The sequence below is a fragment of the Micromonospora sp. WMMD1102 genome, assembly GCF_029626265.1.
Lineage (GTDB): Bacteria > Actinomycetota > Actinomycetes > Mycobacteriales > Micromonosporaceae > Plantactinospora.
On sequence record NZ_JARUBN010000001.1, the window covers coordinates 5,435,675 to 5,456,471 of the forward strand.

Consider the following 20,797-nt stretch of genomic DNA (forward strand, 5'->3'; position numbering starts at 1 on the left):
CATGTCCGCCCCGACGGCCGGCCCCGGCCGACCCTGGGCGGCCGGGCGTCTTCGGTTCACCTCCTGTTCCATCCGGCGTCGTCAGGACTATCGAATCGATGAACCGGTGGTCGCCAGGCTGCTTCCAGCCCGTCCACCGGATCTTGGGAGATCTCGATGGCTCTGTCCCGCCGTACCCTCCTGCTCACCGGCGCCGCGGTCGGGGCCGCCGGCGCGGTGACCGGCCTGCCCGCCGCGGCCGCCGCCGCCCGGCCGCTGGCCGCCGACCCGTTCACCCTCGGCGTCGCCTCCGGCGACCCGGACGCCGACGGCTTCGTGCTCTGGACCCGGCTCGCGCCGACCCCGCTGGCCGAAGACGGCCTCGGCGGGATGCCGGACCGGGCCGTCCCGGTCCGCTGGGAACTCGCCGCCGACGAGCGGTTCCGACATGTGGTACGCCGGGGTACGGCGGTGGCCCGCCCGCAGTCCGGGCACGCCGTGCACGTCGAACTGACCGGCCTGCCGCCCGGACGCGAGTACTTCTACCGGTTCCACGCCGAGCGGCACACCTCGCCGGTCGGCCGGACCCGCACCGCACCGGCGCCCTGGACGCTCGGCGGCGCCCTGACGATGGCGTTCGCCTCCTGCTCGCAGTTCGAGCACGGCTACTTCACCGCCTACCGCCGGCTCGCCGAGGAGCAGCCGGACCTGGTGCTGCACCTCGGCGACTACCAGTACGAGTACGCCAAGGGCAGTTACGTCGCCCCGGGCGGCAACCCGCGCGACCACGAGGGGCCGGAGACGGTCACCCTGGCGAACTACCGGCAGCGGCACGCGCAGTACAAGTCCGACCCGGACCTGCGGGCCGCGCACCAGGTGGCGCCCTGGGTGGTGGTCTGGGACGACCACGAGCTGGACAACAACTGGGCCGACGAGGTCCACGAGAAGCCGGAGATCCCGCAGCCGGACTTCCTGGCCCGCCGGGCGGCGGCGTTCCAGGCGTACTACGAGAACATGCCGCTGCGCCGCAGCTCGATCCCGCACGGCATCGACATGCAGCTCTACCGCCGGCTCCGCTGGGGGCGGCTGGTCAACTTCCACATGCTCGACACCCGGCAGTACCGGGACGACCAGGCGTGCGGCGACGGCACCAGGGACTGCCCGGCCGCACTCGACCCGGCCCGCTCGATCACCGGTGCCGAGCAGGAGCGCTGGCTGCTCGACGGCTTCCGCCGCTCCGACGCCCGCTGGGACGTCCTCGGCCAGCAGGTCTTCTTCGGCCAGCGGGACACCGACGCCGGCCCGGCGAAGTTCACCTCGATGGACAGCTGGGACGGGTACGCCGCCTCCCGGGACCGGATCACCCGGGGCTGGGTGGCGGCGAAGGTCCGCAACCCGGTCGTGTTGACCGGTGACGTGCACGCGCACTGGGCCGACGACCTGAAACTCGACTACGACGACCCGACCTCGCGGACGGTCGGCACCGAGCTGGTCTGCTCGTCGATCACCTCGGGCGGCAACGGCGCCGACTCGGTGACCGGCAGCCACCCGTACTTCCCGCACAACCCGCACCTGCGGTTCCACAACAACCAGCGCGGCTACGTGCTGACCCGGTTCACCGCGCGGGAGCTGACCGCCGACTTCAAGGTGCTGCCGTACGTGAACACGCCTGGCGCGCCGGCGTACACCCGGGCGTCGTTCGTGGTGTCCGACCGGGTGCCGGGGCTGCACCAGACGTACGACCGGCCGGTCGCCCCGGCCACCGCCGCCGCCCGGTCGCTCGTGGACCAGGCGGCCGAGACGGCGGCCCGGGAGAACCTGCGGCCCTGAGCGCCGCCCGCCAGGTGCGGCCCGGTGGTCCCGCCGGGCCGGCCGTGACGGTCGCCGGTCGGCCCGGTTCGGGTCCGGGCCGGCCGGCGACTGTCCATCCGCCCGCCCCGCGTCGAGCGGGCGCTACTCGCGCCAGCCGAGCAGTTCGACGCCCTTGGCCAGTTCCACCCGCAACCCGACGACGATGTCCCGGGAGTCGCCGGGCGGCAGCTCGACGTGCCAGGCCAGCTCGCCGAGCGCGGCCCGCTCGTCCGGCGGCGGGTCGAGGCGCAGCTCCCGGACCGTTATCCCGTCGCCGCGCGAGACCGGCAACTGGTCCCGCACCGTCAGCCGGGCCGCCCTGGGCGTGTGGTTGACCACGCTGATCCGGTACTCGACCTCGCGGCGCCGGGTCGAGCCGAGGGTCGCCCTGGTGTCGCTGCGCCGCACCAGTTCCCGCTTGACCCGGATCCGGTCGTCCAGCCCGAGCGCCACCTCCACCTCCTCGCCCGGCGCCAGGGTCGGCAGCGTCGTGCCACCGACGAAGTCGGCGCCGTGGAACACCGACGCCGGCCCCGGCAGCAGGGTGTGCTCCGAGCCGTTGACGGCGGTGGCCCGCAGGTGCGCCCCGGGGGTACGCACCGGCGCGGTGACGTGGTCGAGCCGGGCCGCCAGCTCCAGTACGGCGACGACGGCCCGGTGCGCGCCCCCGTCGGCGGGTACCGCCACCGGACGGGCCGGCCGGTAGGTGGCGGCCTGCACGCCCTGGGTCAGGGTGGCGGTCGGCTGCGCCACCGGGGGCGGCGGCGGCCCGGCCCCGCGCGCCTTGCCGGCCGCCGCCGGGGCCGGCCCGCCATCGGGTACCGGTGCACCGGCCACCCGGGCCCGGACCGGACCGGCCTCCTGCGCCGTCCGGAGCACCGGTTCCGCCTGGTGCAGGTACCACGGTTCCAACTCCGGCAGTTCGGTGCCGGTGGCCGGTCGGGCGGTGGAGAGCAGCAGCTCGCACTCCGGCCAGTCCTCACCGGTGCGCTGGCTGACCAGCCCGAACCAGGTGAGTGTGAGGGTCTCCTCGACCAGCCGCAGGTCGTACGAGGAGGTCCAGCCGGCGCCCTGCACGACGTACGAGAGTTCGAGCTGGACCTCGGCGGTCGGCTCCGGGTCGGCCGGGCCGCCGTCGCCGTCCGCCTCGACCCGCAGGATCACCTCGGCGGCCAGCCGGTCCGGCGACCGGCGACCGGCCAGCGCGCCGATCTCCCGCTCGACCGCGGCGAGCCGCTCCCGGGCCTCCTCCTGGCGGCGGGCCAGCTCCCGGCGCCGGGCCTGGCCGGCGGCGGTCTGTTCGGCGACCGAGTCGGTGAACCCGGCCACGTCGCCCGGGGTGGCGTCCCCGGCGGCCAGCGCGCGGGCGTAGCTGGCGCCGGCCCGCTGGGTGAGCAGGGCCAGGAAGTCGGCGCGCTGCCCCTCGACCGCTTCGGCGTCGGCCAGCTCGGCGAGTTCGGCGGCGATCTCCCGACGCCGTTGTGCCAGCTCGGCGGCGGTCCCCTCGGTGGCCCGGGGCAGCACCTCGGTCACCACGTCCACCCCGAGCACGGTCGCCGGCCCGTGCCCGCCGACCCGCAGCGACTCGCGGAGCAGGCCGAGCGGGAGTGCTCCGATCCGGACCCGGTGCTCGCCGGGGGGCAGCCGCAGGTCGGCGCGGCGGGTGATCCGGGCCCGGTCCGGATAGACCGTCACGGCGACTATCGGCGCGTCGACGGGAGGCGAGGGTGGTGTCATCGGCGCGACGCTACCCACCCCTGCGGGGTGGAAGGAAGGGCCCCTTGTTATCGCTTTTGGTAGAGGAAGGGCCCCCGCCTAACCAGCAACGGGGAGGAAGGAGAACCGGACCTGCCGGGTGGGGTTGTCGCCGTTCGGGTCGACCAGGCAGATCGACTGCCAGGTGCCCAGCGCCAGCCGTCCGGCCAGCACCGGCAGTGTCGCGTACGGTGGCAGGAAGGCCGGCAGCACGTGGTCCCGCCCGTGCCCCGGCGAACCGTGCCGGTGCCGCCAGCGGTCGTCGGTGGGAAGCAGCTCGTCCAGTGCGGTCAGCAGGTCGTCGTCGGAGCCGGCCCCGGTCTCGATGATCGCCAGGCCGGCGGTGGCGTGCGGCACGAAGACGTGCAGCAGCCCGTCGCCCCGGCCGGAGAGGAACTGCTCGGCCTCCCCGGTGATGTCCCGGACCACGGGCCGGGACCCGGTCCGGATGGTGATCACCTCACTCTGCATCCGCTTAGTCTCCCCGACCCCCGAAGCGATCTTGAGTCTCCCCGGGCGAAAGAACGCCGTGTTGCCGGAAAGTTACCCCCTGGTACCTGTGTCGCGCGTCGCCTCTGCCCCGCCCAGACGTGACGGAGCCAGGCATGAGGAGGCAGGATGGCGCTAGAGACCTATCCCACACACAACCTAGGGAACGCCTGTGGCCACGGAACGCAAGCGCCCGGTGATCAGCGACGGCCTGCCGAGCCAGCTTCCGGACATCGACCCCGAAGAAACCAGCGAGTGGGTCGAGTCGCTCGACGGTGTCATCGACGAGCGCGGCGCCAAACGCGCCCGCTACGTCATGCTGCGCCTGCTGGAGCGGGCGCGGGAGCGCCAGGTCGGGGTGCCGCCCCTGACCACCACCGACTACATCAACACCATCCCGCCGGAGCAGGAACCCTGGTTCCCGGGGGACGAGCACATCGAACGGCGGATCCGGGCGTACATCCGGTGGAACGCCGCGATGCTGGTGCACCGGGCGCAGCGGCCGGAGATCGGCGTCGGCGGGCACATCTCCACCTACGCCAGCTCGGCGTCGCTCTACGAGGTCGGCTTCAACCACTTCTTCCGGGGCAAGAACCACCCGGGCGGCGGCGACCAGATCTTCTACCAGGGCCACGGCTCGCCCGGGATGTACGCACGGGCGTTCCTGGAGGGGCGGCTGACCGAGCACCAGCTCGACGGCTTCCGGCAGGAGTTGTCGCACCCGGGCGGCGGGCTGCCGTCCTACCCGCACCCGCGGCTGATGTCGGACTTCTGGGAGTTCCCCACCGTCTCGATGGGGCTGGGCGGGATCAACGCGATCTACCAGGCCCGGTTCAACCGTTACCTCCAGCACCGGGGCATCAAGGACACCTCCGACCAGCACGTCTGGGCGTTCCTCGGCGACGGCGAGATGGACGAGGTGGAGTCGCTCGGCGCGATCGGCGCGGCGGCCCGCGAGGAACTGGACAACCTCACCTTCGTGATCAACTGCAACCTGCAACGGCTGGACGGCCCGGTCCGGGGCAACGGCAAGGTGATCCAGGAGCTGGAGGCGTTCTTCCGGGGGGCCGGCTGGAACGTGATCAAGGTGGTCTGGGGCCGGGAGTGGGACCCGCTGCTGGCGGCGGACACCGACGGCGCGCTCGTCAACCTGATGAACACCACGCCGGACGGCGACTACCAGACCTACAAGGCGGAGTCCGGGGCGTACGTCCGGGAGCACTTCTTCGGCCGTGACCCGCGGACCCGCAAGATGGTCGAGGGGCTCAGCGACGACGAGATCTGGAACCTCAAGCGGGGCGGGCACGACTACCGCAAGCTCTACGCGGCGTACAAGGCTGCGGTGGGGCACACCGGCCAGCCGACCGTCATCCTGGCGAAGACGATCAAGGGCTGGACGCTGGGGTCGAGCTTCGAGGCCCGCAACGCCACGCACCAGATGAAGAAGCTGACCCTGGACGACCTGAAGAGCTTCCGGGACCGGCTCTACCTGGACATCCCCGACTCGGCGCTGGAGACCAACCCCTACCTGCCGCCGTACTTCCACCCCGGCGAGAAGTCCGAGGAGATGGAATACCTTCGCGAGCGGCGCCAGCAGCTCGGCGGCTACCTGCCGAGCCGGCGCACCGATCCGGCACCGCTGCCGGTGCCGGGCAGCGAGCGCTTCGCCGACGTCAAGAAGGGCTCCGGCAAGCAGAAGATCGCCACCACCATGGCGTTCGTCCGGCTGCTCAAGGACGTGATGAAGGACCGCGAGTTCGGCAAGCGGTTCGTGCCGATCATCCCGGACGAGGCGCGGACCTTCGGGATGGACTCGCTCTTCCCGACCCAGAAGATCTACTCGCCGCACGGCCAGAAGTACACCTCGGTGGACCGGGAGCTGTTCCTGTCCTACAAGGAGGCGACCACCGGGCAGATCCTGCACGAGGGGATCAACGAGGCGGGTTCGGTGGCCTCGTTCACCGCCGCCGGTTCGTCGTACGCCACGCACGGCGAGCCGATGATCCCGCTGTACATCTTCTACTCGATGTTCGGCTTCCAGCGCACCGGTGACGCGTTCTGGGCGGCGGCCGACCAGATGGCCCGGGGCTTCGTGCTCGGCGCCACCGCCGGGCGTACCACGCTGAACGGCGAGGGGCTGCAACACGAGGACGGGCACTCGCACCTGATCGCCGCGACCAACCCGGCCGTGGTGGCGTACGACCCGGCGTTCGCCTTCGAGATCGCGCACATCTTCGAGGCCGGCCTGCACCGGATGTACGGCGAGCAGCCGGAGAACGTCTTCTATTACCTGACCGTCTACAACGAGCCGATCCTGCAGCCGGTCGAGCCGGCCGAGCTGGACGTCGAGGGCCTGCTCAAGGGGATCTACCGGTACTCGCCGGCCCCCTCGGTGCAGGGGCAGGACGGCGGCGACGCGCCCCGGGCGAACATTCTCGCCTCCGGCACCGGCATGCAGTGGGCGCTGAAGGCGCAGCAGCTGCTGGCCCAGGACTGGGGGGTGGCGGCGGACGTCTGGTCGGTCACCTCCTGGACCGAGCTGCGCCGGGACGCGGTGGAGTGCGAGGAGTACAACCTCCTGCATCCGGGCGACGAGCCGCGGGTGCCGTACGTCCAGCGCAAGCTGGCCGACACCGACGGACCGGTGGTGGCGGTCAGCGACTGGATGCGGGCCGTTCCCGACCTGGTCTCGCGGTGGATTCCCGGCGACTACACCTCGCTCGGCACCGACGGTTTCGGGCTCTCGGACACCCGGCACGCGCTGCGCCGGCACTTCCACGTCGACGCCGAGTCGGTGGCGGTGGCGGCGCTGCGGCAGCTGGCCCGGCGCGGTGTGGTGCCGTCGTCGGCGCCGGCCGAGGCCGCGAAGAAGTACGCGATCGACGACATCGCGGCGGCGCCGGTGGGCGAGACCGGCGGGGACTCCTGACGGTCCACACCTGATCCGCACCCTGGGGGCGGGGCGTCGCAGCGGCGACGACCCGCCCCTCAGCCGACGGTGGCCAGCCCGGTGAGCCGGGCGAGCGAGCCCTCCAGGTCGGCGCCGACCCGGCGCATCCCCCAGCGCAGCAGCGCCCCGCTGACCGGGCCGGCGGGCCAGCGGACCATGATCAGGCGTACCGAGGTGCCGTCGTCCTCGGGGGCCAGTTCGACGTAGACCTCGGTGCGCGCCTCGGCCCGGGCGCCGGAGCCCTCGGCCCGCTCGCGCCAGGCGATCAGGGTCGGCTCCTGGTATGCGATCACCTCGGCGTCCAGCGCCCGGCCCGGCCCGTGCACCCGCTGCCGGCGGCCGATCCCCTCCCCGGAGAGGACCTCGGCCTGGCGTACCCCGGCCAGCCAGCCCGGCAGGTGTTCGGCCCGCTGGACCAGGTCCCACACCGCCTCGATCGGCGCGTCGACCCGCGTGCTGCGTTCGATGAGCATCATCCTTCAGTCGCCTCCATTGCGGACAACCCGTGACCATTGGCAGCTTATTCACGATTACGGACGAAAACGGACGATTGCCCATCGACACGCCGGAAGAACTACCGTCGTGGAATTCGCCGATCGCCGCGCCCGCCCCGATGGCCGCCGGGAAACCTGGTCGCGGGCCACCCCGGGCGGCTGCGTAGGCTGGAGGCCGTGACGGTACGCGTACGCTTCGCCCCCTCCCCGACCGGGATGTTCCACGTCGGCGGTGCCCGCTCGGCCCTACAGAACTGGATCTTCGCCAAGCAGCAGGGCGGGGTCTTCGTGCTGCGGATCGAGGACACCGACGCGGCCCGCAACCGGCCGGAGTGGACCGAGGGCATCCTCTCCGCGCTGGACTGGATCGGGATCGCCCGGGGCAGCTACGAGGGGCCGTACCTCCAGTCCGCGAACGCGGGCGAGCACCGCGACGCCGCCACCCGGCTGCACCGCTCCGGCCGGGCGTACTACTGCGACTGCACCCGGGAGGCGGTGCAGGCCCGCACCGGCTCGCAGTACCAGGGCTACGACGGCTTCTGCCGGGACCGCGGCCTGGAGCCGGGGCCGGGGCGGGCGCTGCGGTTCCGCACCCCGGACGAGGGCGAGACCGTGGTCGTCGACCTGGTACGCGGCGAGCCCACCTTCGAGAACAGGCTGATCGAGGACTTCGTCATCGCCCGCGCCGACGGCTCGGCGGTCTTCCTGCTGGCAAACGTCGTCGACGACATGGTCATGGGCATCACGCACGTGATCCGGGCCGAGGAGCACCTGCCGAACACACCCAAGCAGCAGCTCCTCTGGGACGCCCTCGGGGTCAAGCCGCCGGTCTGGGCACACGTGCCGGTGGTGGTGAACGAGAAACGGCAGAAGCTCTCCAAGCGGCGCGACAAGGTGGCCCTGGAGGCGTACCGGGACGAGGGCTACCTCGCCGACGCGATGCGCAACTACCTGATGCTGCTCGGCTGGGCTCCCTCCGGCGACCGGGAGATCGTGCCGTGGTCGGTGATCGAGTCCGAGTTCCGGCTCGCCGAGGTGAACCCGTCGCCGGCGTTCTTCGACGAGAAGAAGCTGCGGGCCTTCAACGGCGAGTACATCCGGGCGCTGCCGGCCGACGAGTTCGTCGCGGCCTGCCAGCCGTGGCTGACCGGCACCGACACGATCGCCCCGCCGCCCTGGCAGCCGGCCGACTTCGACCCGGCCGCGTTCGCCGCGGTGGCGCCGCTGGCCCAGACCCGGATCGCCGTGCTCGGCGAGATCGTGCCGAACGTCGACTTCCTCTTCCTCGACTCGCCGCTCGTCGACGAGGCGGCCTGGGCGAAGAGCATGAAGGAGGGTTCGGCCGAGCTGCTGGACGAGGCGACCGCCGCCTTCGAGGCGCTGCCGGAGTGGGCGGCCGAGCCGCTGAAGGCGGCCCTGGAGGAGGTCGGCGCCGCCCGGGGGCTGAAACTCGGCAAGGCACAGGCCCCGGTCCGGGTGGCCGTCACCGGTCGCAGCGTCGGGCTGCCGCTCTTCGAGTCACTTGCCGTACTCGGCCGGGAGCGCACCCTCGCCCGGTTGCGCGCCGCCCGGCTCCGGCTGGTCTGAACGCCGACGCTCCCCGGCGGCCTTTACTTGAGTAGCACGCTGGGCACCAGCGCCATGACGCTGCGCACCAGTGATGTCAAGAGGGTGACCCGGGCCCCCATGGTCCCCTACATCCCGCTACGATTTCGCCAGGTGATCATTGGCTCGTGAGTTCGTCGACCATAGATCGCAGATAGTTCCAATTACTGCTCGTCGAGGTGCAACCGAGCGGCGTTCTGCGGAGTCTTTGTAGAGAGTACGGCGGTCCATCTGGGACGCCTGCCGTGCGCTCCACCGACCAACCAGCGCGTGACCTGCATCATGGCCACCATCGAGACGGGGCGAGGAGGTCGGCGATGGCCGGAGAGGTGAGTCGTCGACTCGTCGGAGTGGCTACGCTGTTGATCGCGGCGACCAGTTGGCTCGGGATCGCCGGAGCCGCCCAGGCGAAGCCGGCCAAGCCGACCGCGGTGGTGATCTCCGGCAAGGACCTGCCGTCCCCGGTGACCGTCCAGGCCCGGGGCGAGCCCGACCTGTTCGCCGGACTCCTCGACCAGGTGGGCTTCCTGAAGACCGGCGGCGGCAACAGCGCCGGGTTGAAGGCCGCCGACCTCGGCCCGAAATACACGATCGTGCTGCACGCCGGCGACGTCGCCCAGCAGTCGTACGACCTCTACCCGCTGGCCAAGGGCGGGCCGCGGGTCTATCGACCGGCCAAGCAGCCGGACAAGAGCAAGCCCGGCGCCGCCTGGTTCTTCGGCCGGCTGACCATGGCGGAGACCCTGCTGGCGGCCGGTGCGCCGCTGCCCGAGCAGGCGGTCAGCAGCCTGCACGGCGGCGGGATCGGCGGCGGCGAACGGGTGATCCCGGACGACGCGATCGGCACCGGCAGGGACGTCGACCGGCTCCTCGGCGAGCTGCGGCGACTGATGCTGCTCAACGGCGCGGTGCTGCTCGCGATCACGCTCGGGCTGGCCGGCATCGCCCTGCTGGTACGCCGCCGGACCCGCTGACACCGCGCCCTCCACGATCTGCTGCCCTGGGCCACGGCCGACGGGCGATCAAATCTCCAGCGGGGTGCGGGCGGTCAGCACCAGCGGCGTGGCGGGCGGTCGCGGCGGACGGAACGGCGCGACGGGCGTACGGCGCCGTGCCGGTGCGCTCCGGCCCAGCCCGGCAGATCGGTCTGACAACCCGGCGTACGCCCATCGGCCTGCACGGTCGACGTCTCCGCCGGGCCGACGGCACGGGCGGGCCGGTCCTGGTCGTCGCCGTCCGGTTCTCCCGGCCGGGGTCGGGGCACCAGCCTCGACCGGTCGACCGGCCGTCCCGGGTCGGGACCGGCGTGCTCCGGGCCGCCCGGTGCGGGCGCCAGCACGTCCCCCTCCCCCGGCTCGACAGGTCGGGAGACCCCGGCCTGCTCGTCCGTTGCCCCGGGCGCCGGCCGGGTGCCGGTCCTCGCCTCCGATGCCGGCCGGGTCCCGGTCCTCGCCGCCGGGCGTGCCGCGTCGGAGGGATCGTCCGGGTCGGCGGCCCGAGGTGGCTCGTCGGGGCCGTCCGCGCAACCAGCCGTCCCCGGCTCGGCGCCGGGCCGGGCGGACGACCCGGCGAGCGGGCCCGCCGGAAGCGCCGCGCTGGCGCCGCAGACCCAGCGGAACCGGCCAACCGGGCCGAGCGGGGACACCGGCCCATGATCGCCTAGCAGCGAATCCTGCTCGTCCTCCGAACAGCCACGCTCGGCGTCATGCGCCATCCAGGCCTCCTCACACTCGCCGCCGGGTAAGCGGTCGCCCCGACAGGGTGGCGCCCGCACCGTCGTCGGTCAGCCAGTGCGGGAAAGCGCATCGCCGGGACCATGTCACCGTACTGGTCCCGGACGACGAGTTCGACGCCACCGTGGTGAGAAACTCCTGCATCCCGCTCCGCGGAAGATCCAGGTCACGAACCGGTCAACCTCCGGCTCCGGGTGGATTTCGGGAAGACTGTCGCCCAGACCGGGAAGACGACGAGCCAGATCACGATCGCGGCGGTCAACCGGACGATCCAGGCCAGCAGCGCGGCGGTCCGGTCCGGGTCGCCGACCATCAGGATGCCGAGGCCGAGCAGGCCGCAGGCGATGGCCCAGCCCAGCAGCCCCTTGCCCCACTCCCGCCACTCGTACCGGGCCCTCGCCCAGCCGCCGGCCGGCGGCTTCGTCGGCGGCGGTCCCCCGGCGAAGCGGTGGGCGAACCGCTGGTCGGCCCAGCGGATCATGCTGTGCCCGAACGCCACCGAGAAGCCGAGGTACGCCGCCGCCAGCCCGTGCGTGAAGTTCGCGGTGGCACCGCGCCGCAGGTCGAGCACGGTGACGACCAGGATCACCAGGTCGATCACCGGCGTACCGAGCAGCAGCAGCGCGCCGAGCCGGGGCATCCGGAGCGGGTAGCGCGCGACCAGGCCGGCGACCAGCAGTACCCAGAACCCGATCTCGCCCGCCGCGATCACCGCCAGCATCCCCGTGTCCCTCCGCTCCTGTGCGGCACCGCGCTGCACGGCACCGCCGTCCCGGTGCCGGCACGCCGCTCGGCGCCCGCACCCGGCCACTGCCACCAGTCTCGGCGGGGCGCCGGCGCCGGGCCTCGGCACCGGTACGGAGATCCGGATCCGTCGAAAGAGGTACCCGTACACCCTTCGACGGAGTCGACCGGGTACGCCTCGTCGCCGGGGCCGACGGAAACGCCCCGCCGCTGTGGTGGGATCGGGAGGTGACCGCACGGCTGAGCCTGGAACGCGGCTCCCTGTCCCGGGACGTCGCGCTGGCGTCCGCGTCCCTGGCGGGCGGACTGCTGATGATGGCGCTCGGGGTGTACCACCCGCTCAACCCCGGCCTGCTGGACGCCCCACCGGGGCTCACCGTCGGCACCCTCGCCGTCACCTGCCTCGCTGTGGCGCTGCGCCGGGTGGCGACCCGGCTCGGCCTCGCGCTGGGCACCGTCGCCATCGTCGTCGACCTGGTCCACGGCTCGTCGCTGGCCACCACGCTCGTCTACACCCAGGTGCTCTTCGACTCCTGCGTCTACGGGTCCGCGCGGCTCTGGCGCCGGCTGCTCTGGGCCAACCTGGTGCTGGCCGGGGTTGCCGCACTGGTCGGGGTGCTGCTGGCCACCCCGGCCTGGCAGGGCATCGGGTTGGCGATTCCGGTGGTGCTGATCGGCGTACTGCCGGTGGTCAGCGGCATCAGCGTGCGGCAGTACCGGGACCAGGCCGCCGCCGAGCGCGCCCGGGCCGAGCAGACCGCCCGGCTGGCCGAACTCGACCGGCGCCAGGCGGTGGCGGCGGAACGGAGCCGGATGGCCCGGGAACTGCACGACGTGATCGCCAACCACCTGAGCGCGGTCGCGATCCACGCCACGGCGGCACTGTCGGTCTCCGGGCTGGACCGGGCCCAGCTCGACCAGGCGCTACGGGTGATCAGGGAGAACAGCGTGCAGGGACTCGCCGAGATGCGACAGATGATCGGCCTGCTCCGGGAACCGGCCGACGCCGCCCCGGTGCCCCCACCGCCCCCTGCCACACCCGGCAACGCGACCACACCCGGCAACGCGACCACACCCGGCAACGCGACCGCAGCCGGCAACGCGACCGCAGCCGGCAGCGCGACCACACCCGGCAACGCGACCGGGTCCGGCGGCGAACCCGCCCGGCTGGGCACGGGCGACGGCCCGGTGCAGGCCCGGCTGGCCGAGGTGGACCGGTTGGTCGGCCAGGCCCGCGATGCCGGCCTGACGGTACGGTTCCAGAGCACCGGCGAGGTACGCCCGCTGCCGGTCGGGGTGGACCTGGCCGCGTACCGGATCGTCCAGGAGTCCCTCACCAACGCGCTCAAGCACGGCGCCGGGCCGACCGTCCTGACCATCTGCCACGAGCGGCGGTCGGTCAGCCTCACCATCGAGAATCCGCTCGCCGCTGCCGGAGAGCCCCGGGGCGCCGGGCTCGCGGCCGGCGCGAGGCTGGCCGGGGCGGGCGCGGGACTGATCGGGATGCGGGAGCGGGCCACCCTGCTCGGCGGCCGGTTCGAGGCCGGGCCGAGGGGTGCGAGCTGGCGGGTGCACGCGGAGTTGCCGAACGCCGAGGCGCCAGCCACACCGGCCCGCGCCACCGGTGCACCGCCCGGTGCCGCCGTACCGGGCCAGGCCGCCGAGGACGTCGGCGGGGCAGCGCCGACGGGCCGGCCGTGACCGGGCCGGATCGAGGTGACGCCGGTACGTTCACCGCGCCCGGCGGCCCGGCCGGCGGTGACCGGCCCGACACCCTCGACGCCGCCGGGGCGGACCGGGAGGTCCGGGTGGTGGTCGCCGACGACCAGGACGCGGTACGCGCCGGTCTGGTGCTGATCCTCGCCGGCACGCCGGGCGTGACGGTGGTCGGCGAGGCGGCCGACGGCGAGGAGGCGGTGGCGCTGTGCCGGCGGCTCCGGCCGGACGTGGCGGTACTCGACGTCCGGATGCCCCGGCTCGACGGTGTATCGGCGACCGCCGAGATCGTCGCCGAACGGCTGGCCGACGTCCTGGTGCTCACCACGTTCGACCTCGACGAGTACGTCTTCGGCGCGCTCCGGGCCGGCGCGTCCGGGTTCCTGCTGAAGGACACCGACGCCGACGGGCTGGTCGAGGCGGTGCGTACGGTCGCCCGGGGCGAGGGGATCATCGCACCGGCGGTGACCCGTCGATTGATCACCGCCTTCGCCGCCACCGCCCCGGTCACCCCGGCCGGCGCCGGTACGGCAGTGGCCGAGCTGACGCCCCGGGAGCGGGACGTGTTGGCCTGTCTCGGGCTCGGGCTGTCCAACCAGCAGATCGCGCAGCGGTTGGCGATGGCCGAGAGCACCACCAAGACGCACGTCAGCCGGATCCTCGGCAAGCTCGGACTGCGCAGCCGGGTGCAGGCCGCGATCCTGGCGCAGGAACTGGCCCTGCCACCACCACCCTGACCGGCCTTCTCCAACGCGGCGCAGCACGGACCGGCCCGGCGCAGCACGGACCGGCGCAGCTCGCATCCGTGCAGCTCGCATCCGTGCAGCTCGCATCCGTGCGGCGCGGGCCCCGCCGGTGCGCGGGGCTGCGGCTACCGGACGGCCCGGTCCGGGTGCCGGTCGGGTGGCCGGGCCGGGCTGGCGGCGGCCGGGTGCCGGGCGACCCGGGCGGCCAGCGGGACCACGGCGAGCGCCAGCAGCCAGCCGCCCAGCACGTCGGTCGGCCAGTGCGCCAGCAGGGCGATCCGGGTCAGCCCGACGAAGAGCGCGAACGCCACCGCCAGGCCGACGACGAGCAGCCGGGCCGGCCGGCCGAGCCGGTGCCAGAGCAGGAGTACAGCCACCAGCGCCGCCGCCGCCGCGTTGCTGGTGTGCCCGCTCGGGAAGCCGTTGCTGGTGATCACCACGAAGCCGTCCTCGGGCCGGGGGTGGTGCACCAGCCAGTGCATCAGTCCCCAGAGCACCGGCACCAGCACCGTCACGCCGGCAACGAACGCCGCCGCCCGGCGCCCGCCCCGGACGGCCAGCCCGACCGCCACGGTCAGGCCGGCGACCAGGAACGGGATGGTGGCGGCCACGTCGGTGGCGATCCGCAACCCGTCGACCAGCCGGGGGCTGGCGTCGCCGTACCCCCGGAAGGCGTCGCTGACGGCGGTGTCGAAGCGGTCCGGCGGCGCCCAGCCGGCCACTGTCACCGCGAGCAGCACCAGGAAGCCGGCGAGCGCGAGCAGCGGGACCACCAGGGGTGGGCGGGCGACCATCGGCACATGATGCCACGGCCGGTGGCCACCGGCCGGGCTTCGCGTGGCACGCTGGGCCGATGGCGAGCGAGGCGGGCGACGGCGACCTGGCGGCCACGCTGCGCCGGATCGAGCGGGCGGCGGGCACGCTGGCCAGCGCCAGCGTCACCCGGATGGACGAGACCCTGCCCTGGTTCCGCGACCTGCCGGCCGAGCAGCGCTCCTGGGTGATGCTCGTCGCCCAGGCCGGCGTCCGGTCCCTGGTCGAGTGGCTCCGGTCGCTGCCGAGCGCCGAGGACCGCAACGGCGCCGACGCCCTGGCGGACAGCCCGGACGAGGTCTTCGCCGCCGCGCCCCGGGCACTGGCCCGGTCGATCAGCCTCCAGCAGACGGTCGCCCTGATCAAGGTCACCATCGACGTGGTGGAGGAGCAGGTGCCGCACCTCGCCGCGCCGGGCGAGGAGCAGTTGCTGCACGAGGCGGTGCTCAGGTTCTCCCGCGAGATCGCCTTCGCCGCCGCCCGGGTGTACGCGCGGGCCGCCGAGTCGCGCGGCTCCTGGGACGCCCGGCTCCAGGCCCTGCTCGTGGACGCGCTGCTGCGCGGCGACTCCCCCGACGTGCTGGCCAGCCGGGCGGCCGCGCTGGGCTGGTCCGACGCCCCGCCGGTGGCGGTGGCGGTCGGCCGCTCCCCCGGCGGCGAGGTCACCGCCGTGCTGCACACCATCTACCGGGTCACCCGGCGGCTCGGGCTGGAGATGATCGGCGGGGTGCACGGCGACCGGCTCGTCCTGGTGCTCGGCGGCGCCACCGACCCGCTGGCCACCACCGCGAAGATGCTCGCCGGCTTCGGCCCCGGCCCGGTGGTGGTCGGGCCGGCGGTGCCGAGCCTGGACGCGGCGACCGACTCGGCCCGGGCGGCGCTGGCCGGCTTCCGGGCCGCACCCGCCTGGCCGGCCGCGCCGCGCCCGGTGGCCGCCGCGGACCTGCTGCCCGAACGGGCCCTGGCCGGCGACCCGGAGGCCCGCCGGGCGCTGCGCCAGGACGTGTACGCCGCGCTGGTCCGGGCCGGCGGCGAACTGATGGAGACCCTGGACGCGTTCTTCGCCGCCAACGGGGTGCTGGAGAGCGCCGCCCGGACCCTCTTCGTGCACCCGAACACCGTCCGCTACCGGCTGCGCCGGGTCGCGGATGTGACCGGATTCTCTCCGCTCACCGCCCGGGACGCCTTCGCGCTGCGGATGGCGTTGACGATCGGACGGTTGGACCCGTCCGCACCGGTCGGACCTGGGACGGGACAGTAGGCGCGGTACCGGACAGACGGGACGCCGAGCCCGTCACCGCGATAGATCTTTGTAGGGTCCTCACAAAGCTGGTAGTGCGGATTGGTACATCACGGCACCCGCGCCGGAACCGATGATCCAGCAGAGTCGTAAGCGTGCTCGCCGTACTCTCCCCCGGCCAGGGTTCCCAGAAGCCCGGCTTCCTGACTCCGTGGCTCGCCCTGCCCGGCGCCGAGGCGCGACTGCGCTGGTGGTCCGCGCTGGCCGGCGTCGACCTGGTGCGGCTCGGCACCGAAGGGGACGCCGACGAGATCCGGGACACCGCGCGTACCCAGCCGCTGCTGGTCGCCGCCGCCCTGCTCGCCGCCGAGCGGCTGCCGCTGCACGACGTACGGGTCACCGCCGGGCACAGCGTCGGCGAGCTGGCCGCGGCGGCGCTGGCCGGCGTACTCAGCCCGGAGGCGGCGGTGACGCTGGCCGGGGTACGCGGCCGGGAGATGGCCGCCGCCTGTGCCCTGGAGCCGACCGGGATGTCGGCGGTGATGGGCGGTGACCCCGACGAGGTACTCGCCGCCGTCGAGGCGCAGGAACTGCACCTGGCCAACTCCAACGGCGCCAACCAGCTCGTGATCGCCGGTGCGGTCGACCGGCTGGCCAAGTTCGCCGCCAACCCGCCCGCCGGGACCAAGGTGATCGCCCTCAAGGTGGCCGGCGCCTTCCACACCCCGTACATGGCCCCGGCCGAGCGGGCGCTGGCCGCGGTGGCGGCCGGGATCGTACCGACCGACCCGGCCCGGATCCTGCTCTCCGACGCCGACGGCGCCCCGGTCGGCGACGGGCGGGAGATGCTGCACCGGCTGGTCCGCCAGGTGACCGCCCCGGTCCGCTGGGACCGCTGCGTGCACCAACTCGTCGCGCTCGGCGTCACCGCCGTGATCGAGCTGGCTCCGGCCGGCACCCTGGCCGGGCTGATCAAGCGGGAGCTGAAGGGCACCGGGCAGGTACCCGAGATCGTCACCCTGAACACCCCGGCCGACCTGCCGGCGGCCCGCGACCTGATCGCCCGGCACGGCGGACCGGCCGGGCCGGTGCCCGCCACCCCGTTCCGGGTGGTGCTGGCCGGCGCCGCCGGCACCTTCACCCCGGCGCCGGAGCTGGCCGAGGGCGCCGTCGTCGGGTCCGGGCAGGTCGTCGGGACGGTCAGCACCCGTGCGGGCAGCGTCGAGGTCACCGCGCACGACTCCGGCGTACTCACCGGATGGCTCGCCCAGCACGACGACCCGGTAGCCCCGGGCCAGCCCGTCGCCCGCATCGGAGGACAGCTTTCATGACCGGTTACCGGGAGATCCCGGACCACCGCCCGGCGGTGGCCCGGTGAGCAGGATGATCGCGCTCGGCCACTACCAGCCGTCGCGGGTACTTAGCAACGACGACCTGGCCCGGATCGTCGACACCAACGACACCTGGATCCGCGAGCGGGTCGGCATCGCCACCCGGCGGATCGCCGACTCCGAGACCGTCGCCGACATGGCCGCGGCCGCCGCCGACAAGGCGCTGGCGAACTCGGGGCTGGCCGCCTCCGACATCGACCTCGTGGTGGTGGCCACCTGCTCGGCCGTGGACCGCAGCCCGAACACCGCCTGCCGGGTCGCCGCCAAGCTCGGCATCGACGCCCCGGGCGCGTTCGACGTCAACACCGCCTGCTCCGGGTTCTCCTACGCGCTCGCCACCGCCGACCACGCCCTGCGGGCCGGTGCCGCCCGGAACGCGATCGTGATCGGCGCGGAGAAGCTCTCCGACTTCGTCGACTGGACCGACCGGTCGACCTGCATCCTCTTCGGCGACGCGGCCGGGGCGGCAGTGGTCACCGCGACCGGGGACGACGAGCCGGACGGGATCGGGCCGGTGGTCTGGGGTTCGGTCCCGGAGCGCAGCGACGCGGTGCGGATCGAGGGCTGGCGCCCGTACATCCAGCAGGAGGGTCAGTCGGTCTTCCGCTGGGCCACCACAGCGCTGGCTCCGCTCGCCCTCAAGGCGTGCGAGCGGGCCGGGGTGGCACCGTCGGAGATCGCCGCCTTCGTGCCGCACCAGGCCAACCTGCGGATCATCGAGGGGATCGCCAAGCGGCTGGACATGCCGCAGGCGGTGATCGCCAAGGACATCGTCGAGTCCGGCAACACCTCGGCGGCGAGCGTGCCGCTGGCCCTCTCCAAGCTTGTCGAACGCCGGGAGGTGCCGTCCGGCGCCCCGGTGCTGCTCTTCGGCTTCGGCGGCGGCCTCACCTACGCCGGACAGGTCGTCCGATGCCCCTGACCGGGTACTCCGGGTCACCGGCGGCGATCCCGCCGGCCGGACCGCGGGTACTCCGACCGGTCGAACGCTGACCAGCGGTGGCGGACGGATCCGCCGCCGCCGACATCCATCCATGGAGAGGAAAGAACCACAATGACCCGTGACGAGATCACCGCCGGCCTCGCCGAGATCCTCGAAGAGGTCGCCGGGGTGAGCCCGGACGACGTCGCCGAGGAGAAGTCGTTCACCGACGACCTCGACGTCGACTCGCTCTCCATGGTCGAGGTCGTGGTGGCCGCCGAGGAGAAGTTCGGCGTCAAGATCCCGGACAACGACGTGCAGAACCTGAAGACCGTCGGTGACGCCGTCGCCTACATCGAGGCGCAGTCCTGATCATGAGTCGTCCCGACGTCGTCGTCACCGGGCTCGGCGCGACGACCCCGCTCGGCGGGGACGTCGCGTCGACCTGGGAAGCCATGCTGGCCGGCCGCTCCGGGGTGGGTCCGCTCACCCAGGAGTGGGCCGAGCAGCTTCCGGTGCGCATCGCTGCCCAGCTCGCGGTCGAACCGACCGAGAAACTGGACCGGGTCAAACTGCGCCGGCTCGACCGCTCGGAGGCGATCGCGCTGATCGCCGCGCACGAGGCCTGGGCGGACGCCGGCCTCGCCGACTCGCCGCCGGAGCCGGAGCGGCTGGCGGTGAGCGTCGGCTCCGGCATCGGCGGGGCGCAGACGCTGCTCGCCCAGGACGACATCCTGGAGGCGTCCGGGCCGCGCCGGGTCTCCCCGCACACGGTGCCGATGCTGATGCCGAACGGCCCGGCCGCCTGGGTCGGGCTGGAACTGGGTGCGCAGGCGGGGGTGCACTCGGTGGCCAGCGCCTGTGCCACCGGGGCCGAGGCGATCGCGCTCGGCCTCGACATGATCCGCTCCGGCCGCGCCGACGTGGTGCTGGCCGGCGGCACCGAGGCGGTGGTGCACCCGCTGCCGATCGCCGGGTTCGCCTCGATGCGGGCGATGTCGACCCGCAACGACGACCCGGAACGCGCCTCCCGCCCGTGGGACAAGGGCCGGGACGGCTTCGTACTCGGCGAGGGGGCCGGCGCGGTCGTCCTGGAACGGGCCGACCACGCCGCCGCGCGCGGCGCCCGGGTCTACGCCCGGCTGGCCGGTGCCGCGCTCACCTCCGACGGGTACGACATCGTGCAGCCGCACCCCGAGGGACGCGGGGTGATCCGGGCGATCAACATGGCGATCGCCGACGCCGGCATCGACCGCTCGGACATCGTGCACGTGAACGCGCACGCCACCTCCACCCCGGTCGGTGACATCGCCGAGATCGTCGCGCTGCGTTCCGCGCTCGGCAACCATCCGGTGCTGACCGCGACCAAGTCGATGACCGGGCACCTGCTCGGTGCGGCCGGTGCCCTGGAGTCGATCGCCACCATCCTGGCCATCCGGGATGGTGTGGTGCCGCCGACGATCAACCTCGACGATCCGGACGACGCCCTCGACCTGGACGTGGTCGCGCACAAGGCCCGGCAGTTGGAGATCCCGGCGGCGCTGAACAACGGGTTCGGCTTCGGCGGCCACAACGCGGTACTGGTCTTCGCCCGGCCCTGACCGCCTGCCCCGGCTCTGCCCGGGTCCGGCGGTGGTAGATTTCGGCTCGTTCCGGCGCCCGCCGCGCCCCCAGGCGCGGCGGGCGCCGTTCTCGCAGGACGGCGAGCGGACGAGCGAGCTGAGGAGAGGCGCGGATGCTGGCGGCGTTGAAGGGACTGCTCGGGCACGAGGCGCTGTACGTGGCCCTGCAGAAGGGCCTGGGCGCGGACCGGCTCCGCTACCGCTGCCTCGACGAACTCGCGCTCACCGACGGCGACACCATCATCGACGTCGGCTGCGGCCCGGCCTACTACTTCGGCCGGCTGCCGAAGGTCCGCTACCACGGCTTCGACACCAGCGAGAAGTACATCGCGCACGCCCGCCGCCGCTGGGGCGGCGACCAGGTCGAGTTCCGCTGCGAGGTCTTCGGCGAGCAGCACCTCGGGCAGATCCCGCCGGCCGACGCGATCCTGCTGCTCGGGCTGCTGCACCACCTCTCCGACGACGAGTGCCGACACGTGCTGACCGTCTCGGCCAAGGCGCTCGCCCCGGGCGGCCGGGTGATCGCCGTCGACCCCACCCTGGTGCCGGGTCAGCATCCGATCTCGCGGTGGATGTCCAAGAACGACCGTGGCGAGTACGTCCGCACCCCCGAGGCGTTCGTGGCGCTCGGCCGGGAGACCTTCGCGGACGTCGACGGCGAGGTCGTCGACGACGCGACCCGGATACCTACCAGCCACTGGATGATGCGGATGCGAACCCCGGCACTCGTGACCGACCCGAAGTGAC

The 20,797-nt window shown here is 73.5% G+C and carries 18 protein-coding genes; 12 read left to right on the plus strand and 6 right to left on the minus strand.

The annotated features are described in order from the left end of the window. Positions 1 to 156: 156 nt before the first annotated feature. The gene (locus tag O7626_RS24340) at positions 157 to 1,809 is read left to right on the plus strand and encodes an alkaline phosphatase D family protein (protein ID WP_278063425.1); all 1,653 of its coding nucleotides are present in this window, start codon (positions 157 to 159) and stop codon (positions 1,807 to 1,809) included. Between the two features lie 123 nt (positions 1,810 to 1,932). Here O7626_RS24340 and O7626_RS24345 read toward each other — a convergent pair whose 3' ends face one another. Beyond that, positions 1,933 to 3,567, minus strand: coding sequence for a DUF4139 domain-containing protein (locus O7626_RS24345; RefSeq protein WP_278063426.1), 1,635 nt, complete (start codon positions 3,565 to 3,567; stop codon positions 1,933 to 1,935). 78 nt (positions 3,568 to 3,645) lie between these two features. Further along, positions 3,646 to 4,056, minus strand: a complete 411-nt coding sequence (locus tag O7626_RS24350) for a YjbQ family protein (RefSeq protein WP_278063427.1) — start codon at positions 4,054 to 4,056, stop codon at positions 3,646 to 3,648. 190 nt (positions 4,057 to 4,246) lie between these two features. Here O7626_RS24350 and aceE point away from each other — a divergent pair, with 190 nt between their 5' ends. Beyond that, complete coding sequence (gene aceE / locus O7626_RS24355) at positions 4,247 to 7,003, plus strand: pyruvate dehydrogenase (acetyl-transferring), homodimeric type (RefSeq protein ID WP_347404809.1); 2,757 nt, start codon at positions 4,247 to 4,249, stop codon at positions 7,001 to 7,003. 59 nt (positions 7,004 to 7,062) lie between these two features. Here the strand turns inward: aceE and O7626_RS24360 are convergent, their stop codons facing one another. Next, positions 7,063 to 7,500 (minus strand): SRPBCC family protein, encoded by a 438-nt coding sequence (locus tag O7626_RS24360; RefSeq protein WP_278063428.1) that lies wholly within the window; start codon positions 7,498 to 7,500, stop codon positions 7,063 to 7,065. 195 nt (positions 7,501 to 7,695) lie between these two features. Between O7626_RS24360 and gltX the strand changes: the two genes are divergently transcribed. Together gltX and O7626_RS24370 are read left to right on the plus strand one after the other, a co-directional pair. Further along, complete coding sequence (gltX, locus tag O7626_RS24365; protein ID WP_278063429.1) at positions 7,696 to 9,105, plus strand: glutamate--tRNA ligase; 1,410 nt, start codon at positions 7,696 to 7,698, stop codon at positions 9,103 to 9,105. 335 nt (positions 9,106 to 9,440) lie between these two features. Next, positions 9,441 to 10,097: a hypothetical protein gene (locus O7626_RS24370; protein ID WP_278063430.1), complete on the plus strand. Its 657-nt coding sequence runs from the start codon at positions 9,441 to 9,443 to the stop codon at positions 10,095 to 10,097. Positions 10,098 to 10,171: 74 nt separating this feature from the next. On the opposite strand, the gene O7626_RS24375 is transcribed toward O7626_RS24370, so the two are convergent. Further along, on the minus strand, positions 10,172 to 10,837 hold the full coding sequence (locus O7626_RS24375; protein ID WP_278066531.1) for a hypothetical protein: 666 nt from the start codon (positions 10,835 to 10,837) through the stop codon (positions 10,172 to 10,174). A gap of 185 nt (positions 10,838 to 11,022) precedes the next feature. Further along, positions 11,023 to 11,577, minus strand: a complete 555-nt coding sequence (locus O7626_RS24380) for a hypothetical protein (RefSeq protein ID WP_278063431.1) — start codon at positions 11,575 to 11,577, stop codon at positions 11,023 to 11,025. A 251-nt stretch (positions 11,578 to 11,828) separates the two neighbouring features. Here O7626_RS24380 and O7626_RS24385 point away from each other — a divergent pair, with 251 nt between their 5' ends. After that, positions 11,829 to 13,301, plus strand: a complete 1,473-nt coding sequence (locus tag O7626_RS24385; RefSeq protein ID WP_278063432.1) for a histidine kinase — start codon at positions 11,829 to 11,831, stop codon at positions 13,299 to 13,301. 107 nt (positions 13,302 to 13,408) lie between these two features. Further along, complete coding sequence (locus O7626_RS24390; RefSeq protein WP_278066293.1) at positions 13,409 to 14,053, plus strand: response regulator transcription factor; 645 nt, start codon at positions 13,409 to 13,411, stop codon at positions 14,051 to 14,053. Between the two features lie 134 nt (positions 14,054 to 14,187). On the opposite strand, the gene O7626_RS24395 is transcribed toward O7626_RS24390, so the two are convergent. Further along, positions 14,188 to 14,856 (minus strand): phosphatase PAP2 family protein, encoded by a 669-nt coding sequence (locus tag O7626_RS24395; RefSeq protein WP_278063433.1) that lies wholly within the window; start codon positions 14,854 to 14,856, stop codon positions 14,188 to 14,190. 59 nt (positions 14,857 to 14,915) lie between these two features. Here O7626_RS24395 and O7626_RS24400 point away from each other — a divergent pair, with 59 nt between their 5' ends. The 6 genes from O7626_RS24400 to O7626_RS24425 all read left to right on the plus strand — a co-directional run bounded on the left by O7626_RS24400 (position 14,916) and on the right by O7626_RS24425 (position 20,796). Further along, the gene (locus O7626_RS24400) at positions 14,916 to 16,136 is read left to right on the plus strand and encodes a helix-turn-helix domain-containing protein (protein ID WP_278063434.1); all 1,221 of its coding nucleotides are present in this window, start codon (positions 14,916 to 14,918) and stop codon (positions 16,134 to 16,136) included. Positions 16,137 to 16,270: 134 nt separating this feature from the next. Next, entirely contained in the window at positions 16,271 to 17,446 is a 1,176-nt protein-coding gene (locus tag O7626_RS24405) for an acyltransferase domain-containing protein (protein ID WP_278063435.1), read from the plus strand. Positions 17,447 to 17,498: 52 nt separating this feature from the next. Continuing rightward, the gene (locus O7626_RS24410; protein WP_278066294.1) at positions 17,499 to 18,428 is read left to right on the plus strand and encodes a beta-ketoacyl-ACP synthase III; all 930 of its coding nucleotides are present in this window, start codon (positions 17,499 to 17,501) and stop codon (positions 18,426 to 18,428) included. A gap of 132 nt (positions 18,429 to 18,560) precedes the next feature. Next, complete coding sequence (locus O7626_RS24415; protein ID WP_107261778.1) at positions 18,561 to 18,800, plus strand: acyl carrier protein; 240 nt, start codon at positions 18,561 to 18,563, stop codon at positions 18,798 to 18,800. A 2-nt stretch (positions 18,801 to 18,802) separates the two neighbouring features. Then, positions 18,803 to 20,029: a beta-ketoacyl-ACP synthase II gene (gene fabF / locus O7626_RS24420; RefSeq protein WP_278063436.1), complete on the plus strand. Its 1,227-nt coding sequence runs from the start codon at positions 18,803 to 18,805 to the stop codon at positions 20,027 to 20,029. A gap of 134 nt (positions 20,030 to 20,163) precedes the next feature. Then, complete coding sequence (locus O7626_RS24425; protein ID WP_278063437.1) at positions 20,164 to 20,796, plus strand: methyltransferase domain-containing protein; 633 nt, start codon at positions 20,164 to 20,166, stop codon at positions 20,794 to 20,796. Position 20,797 lies beyond the last annotated feature (1 nt).

What these genes read in the sequence shown, in the direction of transcription:
- O7626_RS24340 (WP_278063425.1), top strand. Translation starts at nt 157, where the DNA reads ATGGCTCTGTCCCGCCGTACCCTCCTGCTCACCGGCGCCGCGGTCGGG.
- O7626_RS24345 (WP_278063426.1), bottom strand. Translation starts at nt 3,567, where the DNA reads ATGACACCACCCTCGCCTCCCGTCGACGCGCCGATAGTCGCCGTGACG.
- O7626_RS24350 (WP_278063427.1), bottom strand. Translation starts at nt 4,056, where the DNA reads ATGCAGAGTGAGGTGATCACCATCCGGACCGGGTCCCGGCCCGTGGTC.
- O7626_RS24360 (WP_278063428.1), bottom strand. Translation starts at nt 7,500, where the DNA reads ATGATGCTCATCGAACGCAGCACGCGGGTCGACGCGCCGATCGAGGCG.
- O7626_RS24370 (WP_278063430.1), top strand. Translation starts at nt 9,441, where the DNA reads ATGGCCGGAGAGGTGAGTCGTCGACTCGTCGGAGTGGCTACGCTGTTG.
- O7626_RS24375 (WP_278066531.1), bottom strand. Translation starts at nt 10,837, where the DNA reads ATGGCGCATGACGCCGAGCGTGGCTGTTCGGAGGACGAGCAGGATTCG.
- O7626_RS24380 (WP_278063431.1), bottom strand. Translation starts at nt 11,577, where the DNA reads ATGCTGGCGGTGATCGCGGCGGGCGAGATCGGGTTCTGGGTACTGCTG.
- O7626_RS24395 (WP_278063433.1), bottom strand. Translation starts at nt 14,856, where the DNA reads ATGGTCGCCCGCCCACCCCTGGTGGTCCCGCTGCTCGCGCTCGCCGGC.
- O7626_RS24400 (WP_278063434.1), top strand. Translation starts at nt 14,916, where the DNA reads ATGGCGAGCGAGGCGGGCGACGGCGACCTGGCGGCCACGCTGCGCCGG.
- O7626_RS24410 (WP_278066294.1), top strand. Translation starts at nt 17,499, where the DNA reads ATGATCGCGCTCGGCCACTACCAGCCGTCGCGGGTACTTAGCAACGAC.
- O7626_RS24415 (WP_107261778.1), top strand. Translation starts at nt 18,561, where the DNA reads ATGACCCGTGACGAGATCACCGCCGGCCTCGCCGAGATCCTCGAAGAG.
- fabF (WP_278063436.1), top strand. Translation starts at nt 18,803, where the DNA reads ATGAGTCGTCCCGACGTCGTCGTCACCGGGCTCGGCGCGACGACCCCG.
- O7626_RS24425 (WP_278063437.1), top strand. Translation starts at nt 20,164, where the DNA reads ATGCTGGCGGCGTTGAAGGGACTGCTCGGGCACGAGGCGCTGTACGTG.